This window comes from Pseudomonas sp., assembly GCF_035554175.1.
Taxonomy (GTDB): domain Bacteria; phylum Pseudomonadota; class Gammaproteobacteria; order Pseudomonadales; family Pseudomonadaceae; genus Aquipseudomonas.
In genome coordinates, this window is sequence record NZ_DATMIV010000019.1 from 24,306 (window position 1) to 40,187 (window position 15,882).

The window sequence follows — 15,882 nt, forward strand, 5'->3', positions numbered from 1 at the left end:
TCCACTCCCAGCAGCGGGGCACGCCGGAAGTATCAATCAGTCAATTCATGATTGGTGAAACGGGGTACTAAACAACTACTGGGTAAGTCCATGGAGGTTTTCCATAAGCCCCGGCGGGGCTGACGGGCGCAATGATACACGCCTGACGGTTTAAAACGTTGAAAAAATCACGGCTGAAACAAGCGCTTGCGAAACACACCTGAGCGCCTTCCTGATCCGTGCAAATGCGACGACTCATCTTGAAAAGAAAACACACCGGCAATGCAAAAAGCAGCGACTACCCTTGAGCGTAGATCGTCAAGGAGGACATCGAATGCCAGCAAAACCAGTGCTTATTCTACTGACCGCTCTGCTCCACATCACGCCTGCCCACGCCACCACACTTCATCGCTGCCAGGCTGCTGACGGCAGCGTCACGTTTACGTCGATGAGCTGCGCAACTGGCGAGCAACTCTCAATTCAGGAGGTCCACCCGTATTCACCCGGCTGGGTCGCAATCATGCCGGAGTTCAATCACGAAGCTGTGACCGGCATGAAAGACAGCGGACGCGAACCGGGAATCATCGGCAGCACTGAACATAAATGTGGAAACCTGATCGACAACAGACAGCGGCGCGAAGCGATCATCAACCGCCGAGTGATTGCCGGCATGAGTCAGCGGGACGTCGAAAGCGCCCTGGGCAAGCCGGACAAGATCAACACCCGCACGTCGACCACGAGCTATCGTTACGACCTCAAACGAGGCCGCAGTGCTCAAATTGATTTTGATGAAAGAGGCTGCGTGAAGGGAAAAGCCAAATCCCGGACAGCAAAAAGCCCGCGTTAAACGCGGGCTTTTTGGTATATGGTGCACTCGACAGGATTCGAACCTGTGACCGCTCGGTTCGTAGCCGAGTACTCTATCCAGCTGAGCTACGAGTGCAGATGGCGCTTTTTAAACCAGATCACCTCTGGGCATCGCATTTTACTTCTGGAAGTGAGTGGAGCTTCCGAAGACCTGTTGAAGCCAGGCTCTTTCTAACTTAAGACTGTTATTCGTATCACTACAAACAACGCTTAAATGGTGCACTCGACAGGATTCGAACCTGTGACCGCTCGGTTCGTAGCCGAGTACTCTATCCAGCTGAGCTACGAGTGCATTTGTTGCCGCGCATTATAGGTCGCCGAATCTTTTTGTAAAGCGCTTTTTTCCAGTAATTTCAACAACTTACGGAAGAAGCCAGATCACGTCGCACTAAATAAATAATGGCGGAGAACGGGGGATTCGAACCCCCGACACCCTTTTGAGGTGTACTCCCTTAGCAGGGGAGCGCCTTCGGCCACTCGGCCAGCTCTCCGCAACACGGGGCGTATATTAACCAGCTTCTTCCCCGTTTGCAAACATAAAAATCGATAAAAATTAATGGCTTGGTTCTTCGTCCTTCTCTTTCTTTATACGCAGGTAAATTTCTTCACGGTGCACCGCAACCTCTTTCGGGGCGTTGACGCCGATACGCACCTGGTTTCCTTTAACGCCGAGCACGGTCACGGTGATTTCGCCATCACCGATAATCAGGCTTTCTGCGCACCGACGGGTCAGAATCAGCATACCTTTCTCCTTACGCCATTCATTTCAGGGACAACAGTCTGCAAAAAAAAGGCACCCGACCTACAACCGCAGCGATCGTAGCCCTACATGCCTGAGTATTGACCAGCGCGAGCAAAAGAACAGTTCAGGGGCCCGCGCCATTCAAAAATAAAGGGCGCGGTCAGACCGCGCCCTCCACAGAATTGGAATTACTCGCCCTGACGGGCCGGAGCATCCAGTTCGAAAGCCGTGTGCAGCGCGCGCACGGCCAGTTCCAGATACTTCTCTTCGATCACCACGGAAACCTTGATTTCCGAAGTCGAGATCATCTGGATGTTGATGCTTTCCTTGGCCAGGGATTCGAACATCCGGCTGGCGACACCTGCGTGGGAACGCATGCCGACGCCGACGATCGAGACCTTGGCAATTTTGGTGTCACCGACCACTTCACGGGCACCGATCTCGCGAGCGGTGTTTTCCAGCACGGTCTGTGCGGCCTGGTAGTCATTGCGGTGCACAGTGAAGGTGAAGTCGGTGGTGTTATCGTGCGCGACGTTCTGCACGATCATGTCGACTTCGATGTTCGCGGCACTGATCGGACCGAGAATCTTGAACGCCACGCCCGGGGTGTCTGGCACGCCACGGATGGTCAGCTTGGCTTCATCGCGGTTGAAAGCGATGCCGGAAATGATCGGCTGTTCCATGGTTTCCTCTTCATCAATAGTAATGAGGGTGCCCGGACCCTCCTTGAAGCTGTGCAGTACGCGCAGCGGAACGTTGTACTTGCCGGCGAACTCCACCGCACGGATCTGCAGCACCTTGGAACCGAGGCTGGCCATTTCCAGCATCTCTTCGAAGGTGATCTTGTCCAGACGCTGAGCGACCGGCACCACACGCGGGTCGGTGGTATAGACCCCATCGACGTCGGTGTAGATCTGGCATTCGTCCGCCTTCAGCGCCGCCGCCAGGGCCACGCCCGTGGTATCGGAACCGCCACGACCGAGGGTGGTGATATTGCCGTGCTCGTCGACGCCCTGGAAACCGGCGACAACCACTACGCGACCGGCCTTCAGATCACCGCGAATCTTCTGGTCATCAATCTGCAAGATACGCGCTTTATTGTGCGCACTGTCAGTCAGGATCCGCACCTGATTGCCGGTGTACGACACCGCTGGCACACCGCGCTTGATCAGTGCCATGGCCAACAGGGCAATGGTCACCTGCTCACCGGTGGAAACGATCACGTCCAGCTCGCGCGGAACCGGTTGAGCGTCGCCACTGATTTGCTTGGCCAGATCGATCAGACGGTTGGTTTCGCCGCTCATTGCAGACAGCACAACCACCAGGTCATCGCCGGCATCGCGGAATTTCTTAACCTTGTCGGCGACCTGCTCGATTCTCTCGACACTGCCGACCGAGGTGCCTCCAAATTTCTGTACGATCAAAGCCATTTCAAAGCCGCCTCTGCCCATGAAGGGCGCCCAATAATCATTCGAACAGTCGTCAGGCCCGCCACTGGACTGCGGGCCTGACGAGCCGTCTTATAAACCCTGCTCGACGAATGGAACGGTCAGCGCCAGTGCGCCATCCAGCGCGCCGGCATCGACACCGCCGCCCTGCGCCATGTCCGGACGACCACCGCCCTTCCCGCCCACTGCCGCAGCAGCCTGCTTCATCAAATCACCGGCTTTGAGTTGGCCAGTCAGGTCCTTGGTTACGCCTGCAACCAGTACGACCTTTTCCTCATGGACACCGCCGAGCAGGATCACTGCGCGACCGAGTTTGTTTTTCAGCTGATCGACCAGCGCCAGCAGCGCCCTGCCATCCTGACCGTCCAGACGGGCGGCCAGCACCTTCACATCCTTGACGTCCACCGCCGAGGCGGACAGATCGTCGCCCGCAGCACTGGCCGCCTTGGCTTGCAACTGCTCGAGCTGTTTCTCCAGCAGACGGTTGCGCTCCAGCACGGCCGAGAGCTTGTCGATCAGGTTGTCGCGGCTGCCCTTGACCAGGCTGGCCGCTTCCTTGAGTTGTTCTTCCGCAGCGTTCAGATACGCCAGGGCCGCCGCACCGGTGATGGCCTCGATACGACGTACGCCCGATGCCACACCCCCTTCACTGATGATTTTCAACAGGCCGATGTCGCCGGTACGGTTGGCGTGGATACCGCCGCACAGTTCGACAGAGAAGTCGCCCATGCTCAGCACGCGCACGCTGTCGCCGTACTTCTCGCCGAACAGCGCCATGGCGCCCTTGTTCTTCGCGGTTTCGATGTCGGTTTCTTCGGTTTCAACGGCGGAGTTCTTGCGGATCTCGGCGTTGACGATGTCTTCCAGTTGCTTGATCTGTTCCGGCTTGATCGCTTCGAAGTGGCTGAAGTCGAAACGCAGACGCTGGCTGTCGACCAACGAACCTTTCTGCTGAACATGCTCGCCCAGCACTTTACGCAAAGCGGCGTGGAGCAAGTGGGTGGCCGAGTGGTTGAGCGCCGTGGCGTGGCGCACTTGGGCATCGACGTGTGTCTCAACCGGCGCGCCAATGGTCAGGCTGCCCGACGCCAGCACGCCGTGGTGCAGGAAAGCGCCGCCGGTCTTGGTGGTGTCGCGCACATCGAAACGGCTGTTGCCGGCCTGAATGAAACCGCAGTCGCCGATCTGGCCACCGGACTCCGCGTAGAACGGCGTCTGGTTGAGCACGATCACGCCTTCCTGGCCTTCGCTCAGCACGTCGACCGATTGGCCGTCCTTATAGATAGCGACGATTTTTGCCGAACCGCTGGTGGCGGCGTAACCGGTGAACTCGGTGGCCACATCAACTTTGACCAAAGTGTTGTAGTCCAGACCGAAAGAGCTGGCCGACCGTGCGCGAACACGCTGGACTTCCATCTCGCGCTCAAAACCGGCTTCGTCGACAGTCAGGCCGCGCTCGCGGGCGATGTCGGCGGTCAGGTCCATCGGGAAACCGTAGGTGTCGTAGAGTTTGAACACCACGTCGCCCGGTACCACGGTGCCTTTGAGCTCGGCCAGATCCTGCTCGAGGATTTTCAGGCCGTGCTCCAGGGTCTTGGAGAACTGTTCTTCTTCGGCCTTGAGCACGCGCTCGATGTTGCTTTGCTGCGTTTTCAGTTCCGGGAAGGCTTCGCCCATTTCGGCAACCAGTGCCGCAACGATCTTGTAGAAGAAGCTGCCGGTGGCGCCGAGCTTGTTGCCGTGACGGCAGGCGCGACGAATGATCCGGCGCAGCACGTAACCGCGACCTTCGTTGGACGGCAGCACGCCGTCAGCGATCAGGAAACCGCAGGAGCGAATGTGGTCGGATACGACCTTAAGCGACGATTGATCGCCGTTTTCGCAGCCGATCGCTTCGGCCGAAGCCTTCAGCAGGTTCTTGAACAGGTCGATGTCGTAGTTGGAATTGACGTGCTGCATCACCGCACTGATCCGCTCCAGGCCCATGCCGGTGTCCACCGACGGCGCCGGCAACGGATGCAACACGCCATCGGCGGTGCGGTTGAACTGCATGAACACGTTGTTCCAGATCTCGATGTAACGGTCGCCATCTTCTTCCGGCGAACCCGGCGGGCCACCCCAGATGTGCTCGCCGTGATCGTAGAAAATCTCGGTGCACGGGCCGCAAGGGCCGGTATCGCCCATGGTCCAGAAGTTGTCGGAAGCGTAAGGCGCGCCCTTGTTGTCGCCGATGCGAATCATGCGCTCGGCCGGCACACCGATTTTTTGTGTCCAGATGTCATACGCTTCGTCGTCGGTGGCGTAGACAGTGACCCAGAGTTTTTCCTTCGGCAACTTCAGCACACCGGTGAGGAAGGTCCAGGCGAAGGTGATCGCGTCCTGCTTGAAGTAGTCGCCGAAGCTGAAGTTACCGAGCATTTCGAAGAACGTGTGGTGACGCGCGGTGTAACCGACGTTTTCCAGGTCACTGTTCTTGCCGCCGGCGCGCACGCATTTCTGGCTGCTGGTGGCACGGGTGTACGCACGTTTTTCCTGGCCCAGGAAGCAGTCCTTGAACTGGTTCATCCCCGCGTTGGTGAACAGCAGGGTTGGGTCGTTGCCCGGAATCAAAGAGCTGGAGGCTACACGGGTGTGGCCTTGCTCTTCGAAGAAGCGAAGGAAGGCTTCACGGATTTCTGCGCTTTTCATTAGGTTCTTCCACGGAGGCTGCGGCCAAAGGCCTGTTCGAAACGTCGATAGACGAAGCGACGGCAAAGGGCCGCATTATATCGGCCCTGCGCGCGGGGTACAGCGTGTTTATACGATAGAAACGGTCAATTGGACGGCTAACGCTGTCACTTGCGCAAAAACTCGACGAATGTCGCGATCACTTGCTCGATTTGCGCGCGGCTGACGTCCATGTGCGTGACCATGCGCAAACGTGCAGCGGCGCTGAGCCGGATCCCGCGTTCGCCGGCATAGGCCTTGAGCGCTTCGGCTTTGTCGCCCATTTGCACATAAACCATATTGGTTTGCACGGGTTCGACGACGAAACCGGCCTCACGCAGACCTTCGGCCAGCAGTTGCGCATTGGCGTGATCGTCGGCCAGCCGCTCCACGTTGTTATCCAGCGCGTACAACCCCGCCGCCGCGAGCAACCCGGCCTGACGCATACCGCCGCCGACCATTTTGCGCAGACGCCGTGCTTTGTCGATCAGTTGCTCAGAGCCGCACAGCACCGAGCCGACCGGCGCGCCGAGGCCTTTGGACAGGCAAACCGACACCGAATCGAAATACCGGGTGATCTCCCGCGCGTCGACCCCCAGCTTGACCGCCGCGTTGTACAGGCGCGCGCCGTCGAGGTGCAGTTGCAGACCATGATCCTCGGTGAAGCGTCGGGCGCGCGCCAGATAATCCAGCGGCAACACCTTGCCCTGCATGGTGTTTTCCAGGGCCAGCAGTCGTGTGCGAGCGAAATGGAAATCGTCAGGCTTGATGGCCGCGGCGACCTGATCCAGATCCAGCGAACCATCGGCCTGCACGTCCAGCGGCTGCGGCTGGATCGAACCGAGCACTGCCGCCCCGCCACCTTCGTACTTGTAGGTGTGCGCCTGCTGTCCGACGATGTATTCGTCGCCGCGCTCGCAGTGCGCCATCAGGCCGAGCAGGTTGCTCATGGTCCCGGTCGGCACGAACAGCGCGGCGGCAAAACCCAGACGTCCGGCCAGCTCGGCCTCAAGGCGATTGACCGTCGGATCTTCGCCGTAAACGTCGTCACCGGTGTCCGCTGCGGTCATTGCCTCGAGCATGGCGGGAGTCGGTTGGGTAACGGTGTCGCTGCGAAGATCGATAACGCTCATGAACCTGGCCTCTGGTCAGCAGGGGAAATCCCTTTGTGAAGGTGAATTACTGCGGCCATCGCACCGATTAATCAACCCTTGAACGCGCAAAAGGCACAATCCATGCACGAGTGAGCCTGCTCGCGAAAGCAATTTCAGATTCAGCGCAGAGGCTGAGCGTTACACCGCTTTCGCGAGCAGGCTCGCTCCCACAGGTTCTCCCACAGGTTCTGTGCAGGACTGGAAAATATGTGTTACAAACTTGCCGCCACCCACTTATGGGCGGCGAATACGTTCTCAGGGCGGGGTGCAATTCCCCACCGGCGGTAATTGCGCGCAACGCGCATAGCCCGCGAGCGCTTGGCGATGCACACGACTGAGGTCGGCGTGCGCCGGCAAGGTCAGCAGACCCGGTGTGATCCCGGGGCCGACGGTCACAGTCCGGATGAAGAGAGAACGGGATTGACACCAAAGGGCCGTCCGCAGGCTTCGTGCATGCGCGCGTACCCTTGAATCCCTTTCGATTCATAACGCCCTGTTTTTCACACAAACAGGAGTCAGAACATGCAACCCACCGCTATCGACAGCAAAAACAAACACCCACAGGGCGAGCGCGTCGCGTTCATCCAGGCCTGCTGGCACAAGGAAATCGTCGACCAGAGCCGCAAAGGCTTCGTCGCCGAAATGCTGGTGCAGGGCTATCAGGAATCGGATATCGATTTCTTCGAAGTCGGCGGCGCCTTTGAAATGCCGCTGCACGCCAAGCTACTGGCCAAGTCCGGTCGTTACGCCGGCATCGTCGCCGCCGCCCTGGTCGTTGATGGCGGGATCTACCGTCATGAGTTCGTCGCCCAGTCAGTGGTCAGTGGCCTGATGCAGGTGCAGCTGGAAACCGAAGTGCCGGTGTTCTCGGTGTCGCTGACCCCGCATCATTTCCATTCAGGCGAAGAGCATCAGAAATTCTTCTTCGAGCACTTTGTGCACAAGGGTCAGGAAGCGGCGCGGACTTGCGCGGATACGCTGCAGAAAATTCGCACACTGCGCCGTACCGAGCCGCGGGCGGTAGCGGTTTAAGGCACGGCAAAAACCTGTAGGAGCTGACGAGTGAAATCAGGCGAGGTTTTCGTCGGTGGTCGGGACGATCAGGATGCCTGCGCGCAAACCGTTCTTGACCTTGGGATTGGGAAAGATGATCCGTGCGCCCTGCTCTTCGATCACCCAGCGGGTATTGGCCAGATCCTCAGCCAGCACATAACCCGGTTCCAGCTCGGAAAAATTCTCGATGTCCGCCGGCAGATTCAGGCGGAACGCGTCGCTGTGCTTGATGATTTCGCGCGCCACGCTGAACAGTTGCAAGCCATCCAGCCCTGCTTCTGTCTCCGGCTCAGTGCCTTCGATGATCTGCTTCAGGCGGGTTTCCAGCAGTGAAACGTTGACGCCGTCGTTCTGCCCGAACGGCCGCGCCTTGCCCAGTTCGAGGGTGAAAGCCTCGGCGTCGAGCTTGTCGTAGGTGTAGGAGCTGAACACGATCGACGGCTTGTTCTGCAACAGCACCGCCTCCATGCCGGCGGCGCGCAGCCGCGCCAGTTCGCGACGGGAATGCTGGCGCCCTTCCTTCCACGGGTACAAGGCGAACTGCTCGATCTTCGAGCCGCGAATCGCCGTGTGCAGGTCGTAGTGCAGACGCTGACGCTCGGGTTTGCTGAAGAAGCTCGCCGCCAGACGTTCAAGCTCGCAGGCACGCAGCGCTTCCGAGCCGCTGCTTTGTTCGTGCCGGCCATTGAACAGCCGATTGACGTCCTGCTCGATGAAACGCTCGCCCTTGCGAATCGCTTCCGGGTTGCCGAACAGAAACAGAATGCGCGCGCGCGGCTTCAGATCGCCGCGTGCGATGTCGTGCAGCAGCCGATCGAGCAACTCGATCGGTGCGGTTTCATTGCCGTGGATACCAGCCGAGAGCAGCAGGTCCAGGCCATTGTCGCGCGCTTCCGGGGGCCGTACTTCCAGCGCCCCTTCGCTCAACCAGCGCATGCGCACGCCTTCGACAGTCAGTTGAGTCTTCTGCGCCGGTTCGCGGCCGGCGAGGGTCAGTTCAAGCAGTTTGCCGAGGGCGAGCATAGAGCGGTTTCCTTAGTGGTCGTGGTTGCAATCCGGGCCGTGTACGTGATCCTCGTCAGCGCCGAGGTCAGCCGGTTCCATTTCCAGTTGCAGACTTACCAGATTAGTCGCCAATGGGCGCAGCAGCAGGTTGGCGTACTCTTCGTCACCTTCCTCGACATCGACGCCGATCAGCAGCTGGCCACGGCCGTCCTGCTGGATCCACAGCTCTTTGCCTTGCCACATGACCGCGACGCGGGTGCACGAGGTTTGCAATTGCGTGCCGTCGGTGTCTTCAAGGATCAGCTGCAGGGAATCGCTCATGTTTTTACTCTCTTGGGGTGACACGCCGCGCGCCGCGTTCAGACGGCACGCCGGCGATCAATTGATCTGGAAGGGATAAACCGCGCCCAGTTTAAGGATTTGCGTCAGTTCATCCAGTGCCGTCCGGCATTCAAGCAGCAACTGCGGGTCCGTCAGGTCGGTTTCGCTCAAACGGTCGCGGTAGTGCTTTTCAACCCATGCAGTCAACGAACCGTACAACGGGGCCGTCATGATAACCCCTGGGTTGACGGCCGCCAGTTCGGTTTCATTCAAGGCCACGCGCAGACGAAGGCACGCCGGGCCACCGCCGTTCTGCATGCTTTGCTTGAGGTCGAAGACTTTCACTTCGCGGATCAGACCGCCGGAACTGGTCAGGCTTTGCAGGTAAGCCCAGACGCGCTCGTTGGCCTGGCATTCCTGCGGCACGATCAGCAGCATCGAGCCATCAGGGCGCGACAGCAACTGGCTGTTGAACAGGTAGGAACGCACAGCGTCATCGACGCTGACCGCCGAACGCGGTACACACACCGACTGGAAGTTGCCACCGACTTTGGCGAGTTTGCCTTGCAGTTCGGCGAGCAGCTGGTCGGTCTCGAGGAACGCGTCCTCGTGATAGAACAGCACTTCACCATTGCCCACGGCAATCACGTCATTGTGGAACACGCCCTGATCGATGACGTTGGGGTTCTGCTGCGCATAGACCACGCCGTCGTCGCGCAGCCCATGCAGACGTGCGACGGCTTGCGAGGCTTCGAGGGTCTGGCGCGCCGGGTATTTCTGCGGCGCCGGGAAACGGTTGTCGAACGCACTGCGACCGAACACGAAAAACTCGACACCCGCTTCGCCGTACTCACGGCAGAAGCGCGTGTGGTTGGCCGCGCCTTCGTCGCCGAATTGCGCCACCGCCGGCAATGCGGCGTGGTGGGCGAAATGCTGCTGATTGGCGAACATCGCGCCGAGCACGCGGCTGGTGGTCGGGTGCTCGATGCTGCGGTGGTACTTGCAGTTGAGGTTGGCGGCGGTGAAGTGCACGCGGCCGTCAGCGGTGTCAGCGCTCGGGCTGACCGTGGCGGCGTTGGCCACCCACATGCTCGACGCCGAGCAACTGGCGACCAGCAGCGGCATCGCGTCTTTCGCAGCGCGCTCGATCACTTGCGCGTCGGTGCCGCTGAAGCCCAGACGACGCAGCGCGGCCACGTCGGGACGCTCCTGCGGCGCCAGCACGCCTTGCTGAAAGCCCATGTCCATCAGCGCTTTCATTTTTGCCAGACCTTGCAGCGCCGCTTCCTTCGGATTCGAGGATTGCTGACTATTGCTCTGCGAGGCGACGTTGCCGTAGGACAGACCACCGTAGTTATGGGTCGGCCCCACTAGACCGTCAAAATTGACTTCATAGGATTTCATCAGCGAGGCTCCACGAGAATCTGTTGTTATAGGCTTCAGGTAACAATTCAGTCAGACCGCGGCGCGGCCTTCGCGAGCAGGCTCGCTCCCACAGTGGAATGCGTTTCCCTGTGGGAGCGAGCCTGCTCGCGAATGGACATCACGCCATTTTCACGCCGGGTGTCAGCGAGGCTGGCAACACCAGGCTCGGCGTTTCCAGCGACGCCACCGGGTACGCGCAATAATCCGCCGCGTAATAGGCGCTGGCGCGGTGGTTGCCCGAGGCGCCGACGCCGCCGAACGGCGCGCTGCTCGCGGCACCGGTCAGTTGTTTGTTCCAGTTGACGATGCCGGCACGGCTTTCCAGCCAGAACTGCTGATAACGCGCTTCGGAATCGGACAGCAAACCGGCCGCCAGCCCATAGGCGGTGTTATTGGCTTCGTTGATCGCCGCGGCGAAATCGGCGTAGCGGATCACTTGCAGCAACGGCCCGAACAGTTCTTCGTCCGGACGCTCAGCGACTGCCGTTACATCAACGATGCCCGGCGTCAGCAAGGCCGACTGCGCCTGCGGCTGAGTCATTGCCAGCAGCGACACTGCGCCGTTGGCCAGCAGTTGTTCCTGCGCATCCATCAGCGCTTTCGCCGCGCCAAGGGAAATCACCGAACCCATGAACGGTGCCGGTTGCTGGTCGAACGCGCCGACCTCAATGGTCGAACTGACTTCCACCAGACGCTTGAGCAGGCTGTCGCCCCACGCGCCTTGCGGCACCAGCAGACGCCGGGCGCAGGTGCAACGCTGGCCGGCGGAAATAAATGCCGACTGAATGATCGTGTACACCGCAGCGTCCAGATCGGCGACCTGATCGACCACCAGCGGGTTGTTGCCGCCCATTTCCAGAGCAAGGATCTTGTCCGGACGCCCGGCAAATTGCTGATGCAGATGGTTGCCGGTGCGGCTGGAACCGGTGAAGAACAGACCGTCGATGCCCGGGTTCGCCGCCAGAGCGATACCGGTTTCCCGCGCGCCTTGCAGCAGGTTCAACACGCCTGCCGGCAGACCGGCTTCGATCCAGCACTTGACCGTCAGCTCAGCGACTTTCGGGGTCAGCTCGCTAGGCTTGAACAGTACGCTGTTACCCGCCAGCAGCGCCGGCACGATGTGGCCGTTGGGCAGGTGGCCGGGGAAGTTGTATGGGCCGAATACCGCCACCACGCCATGCGGCTTGTGGCGCAATACGGCGGTGGCGTCGCCCAGCGGGCCGCTCTTCTCACCGGTACGCTCGCGGTAGCTCTGCACCGAGATCGCAATCTTGTTGACCATGCTGGTGACTTCGGTCGCAGCTTCCCACAGCGGTTTGCCGGTTTCCTCGCCGATGGTGCGCGCCAGTTCGTCAGCGTGATTTTTCAACGCAGCGGCGAAGGCTTCGAGCACGCTGATGCGCTCTTCCAGGGTGCGCCGCGCCCAGCCCGGAAAAGCCTGACGCGCAGCCTGCACCGCCGACTCGACCTGCGCGGTCGTGGCGCCCTCGCCCGACCACAGCACTTGCTGAGTCACCGGGTTCAGCGATTGAAACGCTTCGCCCTGACCGGCCAGCCACTCACCTGCGATGTATAGCGAATTCATTATTTCGACTCCCGTGCTGCGGACAACGCCACGGCGCGAACCTGATCGCCGGCGCTGAGTTGAAGACGTTTGGCGGTTTGCGGATCGACCACCAGCGTGCCGGCGGCCAGACGCGCCGGCGCAGCAGTGATGCGGCAATCCTCGCGCTTGCGGTTGTGGATGATGAACGGCGTGGCGTCATCGCCCGGCGTGCCCACGGCCAGCACCAGCGCTTCGCTGTCACGTACTGCGCGGATCCTGGCGGTTTCGCATTCGATGGCCGGGCCGGCGTCGAAGATGTCGACGTAACCCTGATAGCTGAATCCTTCGCTCTTGAGCATCGCCAGCGCCGGCTCGGTGTCCGGGTGCACCTGGCCGATGACATTGCGTGCGTCCGGAGACAGGAAGCAGGTGTACAGCGGAAATTTCGGCATCAGTTCGGCGATGAACGCCTTGTTGCCAACGCCGGTCAGGTAGTCGGCCTGGCTGAATTCCATCTTGAAGAAGTGCCGGCCGAGGCTTTCCCAGAACGGCGAGCGCCCGGCGTCATCGGACACACCACGCATCTCGGCGATGATCTTGTTGCCGAACAGCTCCGGGAACTCGGCGATGAACAGCATGCGCGCCTTGGACAGCATGCGACCGTTGAGACCGTTGCGGTAATCGGCATGCAGGAACAGCGAGCACAGCTCGGAATTGCCGGTCAGGTCGTTGGCCAGAAACAGCGTCGGGATCTCGCGGTAGATGTTCAGTTCCTGCGAAGCACTGACAGTCAGGCCGACGCGGAAGTTGTACCACGGCTCACGCAGACCGACTGCGCCGGCGATGGCGGAAATCCCCACCACGCGGCCGTCATCGTCTTCGAGCACGAACAGGTAGTCCGCGTCGCCTCGCCCGGCCTCGCCGCGAAAGGTCTTCTCGGCCCAGCCGACCCGGTGGGTCAGGCGCTCTTCATTGGCCGGCAAGGTGGTCAGACCGGTGCCGGTGCTGCGGGCCAGGTCGATCAGCGCGGATAAATCGCTGCTGCGTACGGGACGAACAATCATGCTATCTCCTCAAACGGGCCGCTCTCGCCACCCGTGAAACTCGCTAAGGCGTTAAACCGCCACCAGGCGCACGCTGGCACCTTCACCGACGCCCAGGGCTTCGGCCGCTTCCAGATCCAGAGTCACCGGTTTGCCCGGCGCGTAATCCAGCTCCAGCAACACCGCGCGGTAATCCTGCAACTGCGCGTTGGCCACCAGATATTGACGCCCGGCGCCTTTGACCGGCTCGCCGATCTTCACCGGCACCACGCGGCTCTGCGCGATCGAGCGGATCCCGGAAACGCGCGCGTGCAGAGTCGGGCCACCGTCGAAGATATCGATGTAGTGATCGGTCTCGAAGCCTTCGCGCATCAGGATGTCGAAGGTGATCTGCGCCCGCGGGTGCACCTGGCCCATCGCTTCTTGTGCGGAGTCCGGCAGCAGCGGCACGTAGATCGGGTAATGCGGCATCAGCTCGGCGAGGAACGTGCGGCTTTTCAGCCCGCACAGGCGCTCGGCTTCGGCGTAGTTGAGGTCGAAGAAGTTGCGCCCGATGGCATCCCAGAACGGCGAGTCGCCATTCTCGTCGCTGTAGCCGACGATCTCGGTCACCACCGAATCGGCGAAGCGTTCCGGGTGACTGGCGACGAACAGCAGACGGCCACGGGAATTGAGCTCGGCCCATGGCGAGCCGACCAGCTCGCGCTGCACGTAGAAACTGGTCAGCAAGCTGTTGCCGGTGAGGTCGTGGCACTGCGAGAGCACGTGAATCTTGTTGTGGATCTTCAGCTCGCGGGAAGCGTGGACGAAGGTCTCGTTACGAAAGCTGTAGAACGGCTCCGAATACCCGGCCGAAGCAACAATGGCCGAGCATCCCACCAGCTTGCCGGTGGTGGTGTCTTCCAGGACGAAGAAATAGCTTTCCTCACCGTTGAAGCTTACTTCGGCGGCGAACGAGGCTTCGCTGGCAGCGATCTTGTCGCTCAGACGTTCCACGTCATCCGGCAAGGAAGTGACACCAATCGGGCTGTCCGCAGCCAGACGCTGTACCTCGCCCAGATCAGCCATTTGCGCGGGGCGCATCACCAGCATGGTGTCACTCCTTTCTCTTATAAAAATCACAGAAAAAAAACCGGACACTGTGGGAGCGAGCCTGCTCGCGAAAGCGGCGTATCAGTCAGAATAGTTGGCGACTGACACGGCCTCTTCGCGAGCAGGCTCGCTCCCACATTGGAAACCAGCCCGGTATCAAAAATTTGATCGACGCCTGAAATATTCAGGCGCCGAAGGGTCCATCAGGCTTGCGTCAACTTCGCAGCGGCACGTTCGAAGCGGTCCAGGCCGGCATCGATATCGGCATCTTCCACCACCAGGCTCGGAGCGAAACGGATCACGTCGGGGCCCGCCTGGAGGATCATCAGGCCTTCCTGTTCGGCGGCATTGAAGATGTCCTTGGCCTTGCCTTTCCAGGCCTCGCTCAGCACGCAGCCGATCAGCAGACCCAAGCCACGCACCTGGGTGAACAGGCCGTATTTCTCGCCAATCTGCTGCAGGCGGGTCTTGAACTTGTCGTGCTTGGCATTTACGCCGTTCAGCACTTCAGGGGTGTTGATCACGTCGATGACCGCTTCGGCCACGGCGCAGGCCAACGGGTTGCCACCGTACGTGGTGCCGTGGGTGCCGACGACCAGATGTTTGGCCAGCGCTTCGGTGGTCAGCATCGCCGCGATCGGGAAACCACCGCCCAGGCTCTTGGCGCTGGTGAGGATGTCCGGGGTCACGCCGTAATGCTGGTAGGCGAACAGCTTGCCGCTGCGGCCCATGCCGGTCTGCACTTCGTCGAACACCAGCAGCGCGTTGTTCGCGTCGCACAGTTCGCGGGCACCTTGCAGGTACTCAAGCTCGGCCGGCAACACGCCGCCCTCGCCCTGGATCGGCTCGAGCACGACCGCGCAGGTCTTCTCGGAAACCGCGGCTTTCAGCGCAGCCAGATCGTTGTAGGGAACGTGGGTGATACCGGTGATTTTCGGGCCGAAACCGTCGGAGTATTTCGACTGGCCACCGACGTTGACGGTGAACAGGGTACGACCGTGAAAGCTGTTCAGCGCGGCGATGATTTCGTACTTCTCGCCGCCAAAGCGGTCGAACGCGACGCGACGGGCCAGCTTGAACGCGGCCTCGTTGGCTTCGGCGCCGGAGTTGCAAAAGAACACCCGCTCGGCGAACGTGGCGTCGATCAGCTTATGCGCCAGGCGCAGCGCCGGTTCGTTGGTGAACACGTTGGACACATGCCACAGCTTGTTCGCCTGTTCGGTCAAGGCACCGACCAGCGCCGGATGCGCGTGGCCCAATACGTTGACGGCGATGCCGCCAGCAAAGTCGATCAGCTCGCGGCCGGCCTGATCCCAGACCCGGGAACCGGCGCCACGCACCGGAATGAAAGCGGCAGGCGCGTAGTTGGGAACCATTACCTGGTCGAAATCGGCGCGTTGTACCGCAGCGTGCTCAACGGACATCGGAGTCTCCTGAAGACGAACACCCGCCTGGAACTGGCGAGCGATGAGGGGATTGTAAGGACAGTTGGGTGCCCGGC

13 protein-coding genes, 3 tRNA genes and 1 riboswitch are annotated in these 15,882 nt (G+C 60.6%); of the genes, 2 read left to right on the forward strand and 14 right to left on the reverse strand.

Features of this window, described 5'->3' with window-relative positions; genetic code table 11:
* Positions 1-313: 313 nt before the first annotated feature.
* On the forward strand, positions 314-826 hold the full coding sequence (locus VNV36_RS08465; RefSeq protein WP_325717371.1) for a cell envelope protein SmpA: 513 nt from the start codon (positions 314-316) through the stop codon (positions 824-826).
* 19 nt (positions 827-845) lie between these two features.
* Here the strand turns inward: VNV36_RS08465 and VNV36_RS08470 are convergent.
* The 7 genes from VNV36_RS08470 to ltaE form a co-directional block, all read right to left on the reverse strand.
* Positions 846-922: transfer RNA gene (locus tag VNV36_RS08470), tRNA-Arg, on the reverse strand.
* A gap of 139 nt (positions 923-1,061) precedes the next feature.
* Positions 1,062-1,138, reverse strand: a tRNA-Arg gene (locus VNV36_RS08475).
* A 108-nt stretch (positions 1,139-1,246) separates the two neighbouring features.
* Positions 1,247-1,337, reverse strand: a tRNA-Ser gene (locus VNV36_RS08480).
* Positions 1,338-1,399: 62 nt separating this feature from the next.
* The gene (gene csrA, locus VNV36_RS08485; protein ID WP_002554426.1) at positions 1,400-1,588 is read right to left on the reverse strand and encodes a carbon storage regulator CsrA; all 189 of its coding nucleotides are present in this window, start codon (positions 1,586-1,588) and stop codon (positions 1,400-1,402) included.
* A gap of 188 nt (positions 1,589-1,776) precedes the next feature.
* Positions 1,777-3,018, reverse strand: a complete 1,242-nt coding sequence (locus VNV36_RS08490) for an aspartate kinase (protein WP_325717372.1) — start codon at positions 3,016-3,018, stop codon at positions 1,777-1,779.
* Between the two features lie 90 nt (positions 3,019-3,108).
* Entirely contained in the window at positions 3,109-5,724 is a 2,616-nt protein-coding gene (alaS, locus tag VNV36_RS08495; RefSeq protein ID WP_325717373.1) for an alanine--tRNA ligase, read from the reverse strand.
* Between the two features lie 146 nt (positions 5,725-5,870).
* Positions 5,871-6,875: a low-specificity L-threonine aldolase gene (gene ltaE / locus VNV36_RS08500; protein ID WP_325717374.1), complete on the reverse strand. Its 1,005-nt coding sequence runs from the start codon at positions 6,873-6,875 to the stop codon at positions 5,871-5,873.
* Positions 6,876-7,143: 268 nt separating this feature from the next.
* A riboswitch (FMN riboswitch) is annotated at positions 7,144-7,316 on the forward strand.
* Between the two features lie 102 nt (positions 7,317-7,418).
* Here ltaE and VNV36_RS08505 point away from each other — a divergent pair.
* Positions 7,419-7,928, forward strand: coding sequence for a 6,7-dimethyl-8-ribityllumazine synthase (locus VNV36_RS08505; protein WP_325717375.1), 510 nt, complete (start codon positions 7,419-7,421; stop codon positions 7,926-7,928).
* Positions 7,929-7,964: 36 nt separating this feature from the next.
* Here the strand turns inward: VNV36_RS08505 and astE are convergent, their stop codons facing one another.
* The 7 genes from astE to VNV36_RS08540 form a co-directional block, all read right to left on the reverse strand.
* Positions 7,965-8,972 carry a succinylglutamate desuccinylase gene (gene astE, locus VNV36_RS08510; protein WP_325717376.1) on the reverse strand — a complete coding sequence of 336 codons (1,008 nt, stop codon included), beginning with the start codon at positions 8,970-8,972 and terminating at the stop codon, positions 7,965-7,967.
* Between the two features lie 12 nt (positions 8,973-8,984).
* Positions 8,985-9,275, reverse strand: coding sequence for a hypothetical protein (locus tag VNV36_RS08515; RefSeq protein ID WP_016773591.1), 291 nt, complete (start codon positions 9,273-9,275; stop codon positions 8,985-8,987).
* Positions 9,276-9,332: 57 nt separating this feature from the next.
* Positions 9,333-10,679 (reverse strand): N-succinylarginine dihydrolase, encoded by a 1,347-nt coding sequence (astB, locus tag VNV36_RS08520; RefSeq protein WP_325717377.1) that lies wholly within the window; start codon positions 10,677-10,679, stop codon positions 9,333-9,335.
* A gap of 139 nt (positions 10,680-10,818) precedes the next feature.
* A complete protein-coding gene (gene astD, locus VNV36_RS08525) occupies positions 10,819-12,288 on the reverse strand; it encodes a succinylglutamate-semialdehyde dehydrogenase (protein WP_325717707.1) in 1,470 nt (489 codons plus the stop codon).
* A complete protein-coding gene (aruG, locus tag VNV36_RS08530; protein ID WP_325717378.1) occupies positions 12,285-13,310 on the reverse strand; it encodes an arginine N-succinyltransferase subunit beta in 1,026 nt (341 codons plus the stop codon). Before aruG ends, astD begins: the two co-directional genes overlap by 4 nt.
* A gap of 51 nt (positions 13,311-13,361) precedes the next feature.
* Positions 13,362-14,381: an arginine/ornithine succinyltransferase subunit alpha gene (gene aruF / locus VNV36_RS08535; RefSeq protein WP_223491061.1), complete on the reverse strand. Its 1,020-nt coding sequence runs from the start codon at positions 14,379-14,381 to the stop codon at positions 13,362-13,364.
* A gap of 203 nt (positions 14,382-14,584) precedes the next feature.
* A complete protein-coding gene (locus VNV36_RS08540) occupies positions 14,585-15,805 on the reverse strand; it encodes an aspartate aminotransferase family protein (RefSeq protein ID WP_325717379.1) in 1,221 nt (406 codons plus the stop codon).
* Between the last annotated feature and the right edge of the window lie 77 nt (positions 15,806-15,882).

What these genes read in the sequence shown, in the direction of transcription:
- VNV36_RS08465 (WP_325717371.1), top strand. Translation starts at nt 314, where the DNA reads ATGCCAGCAAAACCAGTGCTTATTCTACTGACCGCTCTGCTCCACATC.
- csrA (WP_002554426.1), bottom strand. Translation starts at nt 1,588, where the DNA reads ATGCTGATTCTGACCCGTCGGTGCGCAGAAAGCCTGATTATCGGTGAT.
- VNV36_RS08490 (WP_325717372.1), bottom strand. Translation starts at nt 3,018, where the DNA reads ATGGCTTTGATCGTACAGAAATTTGGAGGCACCTCGGTCGGCAGTGTC.
- alaS (WP_325717373.1), bottom strand. Translation starts at nt 5,724, where the DNA reads ATGAAAAGCGCAGAAATCCGTGAAGCCTTCCTTCGCTTCTTCGAAGAG.
- ltaE (WP_325717374.1), bottom strand. Translation starts at nt 6,875, where the DNA reads ATGAGCGTTATCGATCTTCGCAGCGACACCGTTACCCAACCGACTCCC.
- VNV36_RS08505 (WP_325717375.1), top strand. Translation starts at nt 7,419, where the DNA reads ATGCAACCCACCGCTATCGACAGCAAAAACAAACACCCACAGGGCGAG.
- astE (WP_325717376.1), bottom strand. Translation starts at nt 8,972, where the DNA reads ATGCTCGCCCTCGGCAAACTGCTTGAACTGACCCTCGCCGGCCGCGAA.
- VNV36_RS08515 (WP_016773591.1), bottom strand. Translation starts at nt 9,275, where the DNA reads ATGAGCGATTCCCTGCAGCTGATCCTTGAAGACACCGACGGCACGCAA.
- astB (WP_325717377.1), bottom strand. Translation starts at nt 10,679, where the DNA reads ATGAAATCCTATGAAGTCAATTTTGACGGTCTAGTGGGGCCGACCCAT.
- aruG (WP_325717378.1), bottom strand. Translation starts at nt 13,310, where the DNA reads ATGATTGTTCGTCCCGTACGCAGCAGCGATTTATCCGCGCTGATCGAC.
- aruF (WP_223491061.1), bottom strand. Translation starts at nt 14,381, where the DNA reads ATGCTGGTGATGCGCCCCGCGCAAATGGCTGATCTGGGCGAGGTACAG.
- VNV36_RS08540 (WP_325717379.1), bottom strand. Translation starts at nt 15,805, where the DNA reads ATGTCCGTTGAGCACGCTGCGGTACAACGCGCCGATTTCGACCAGGTA.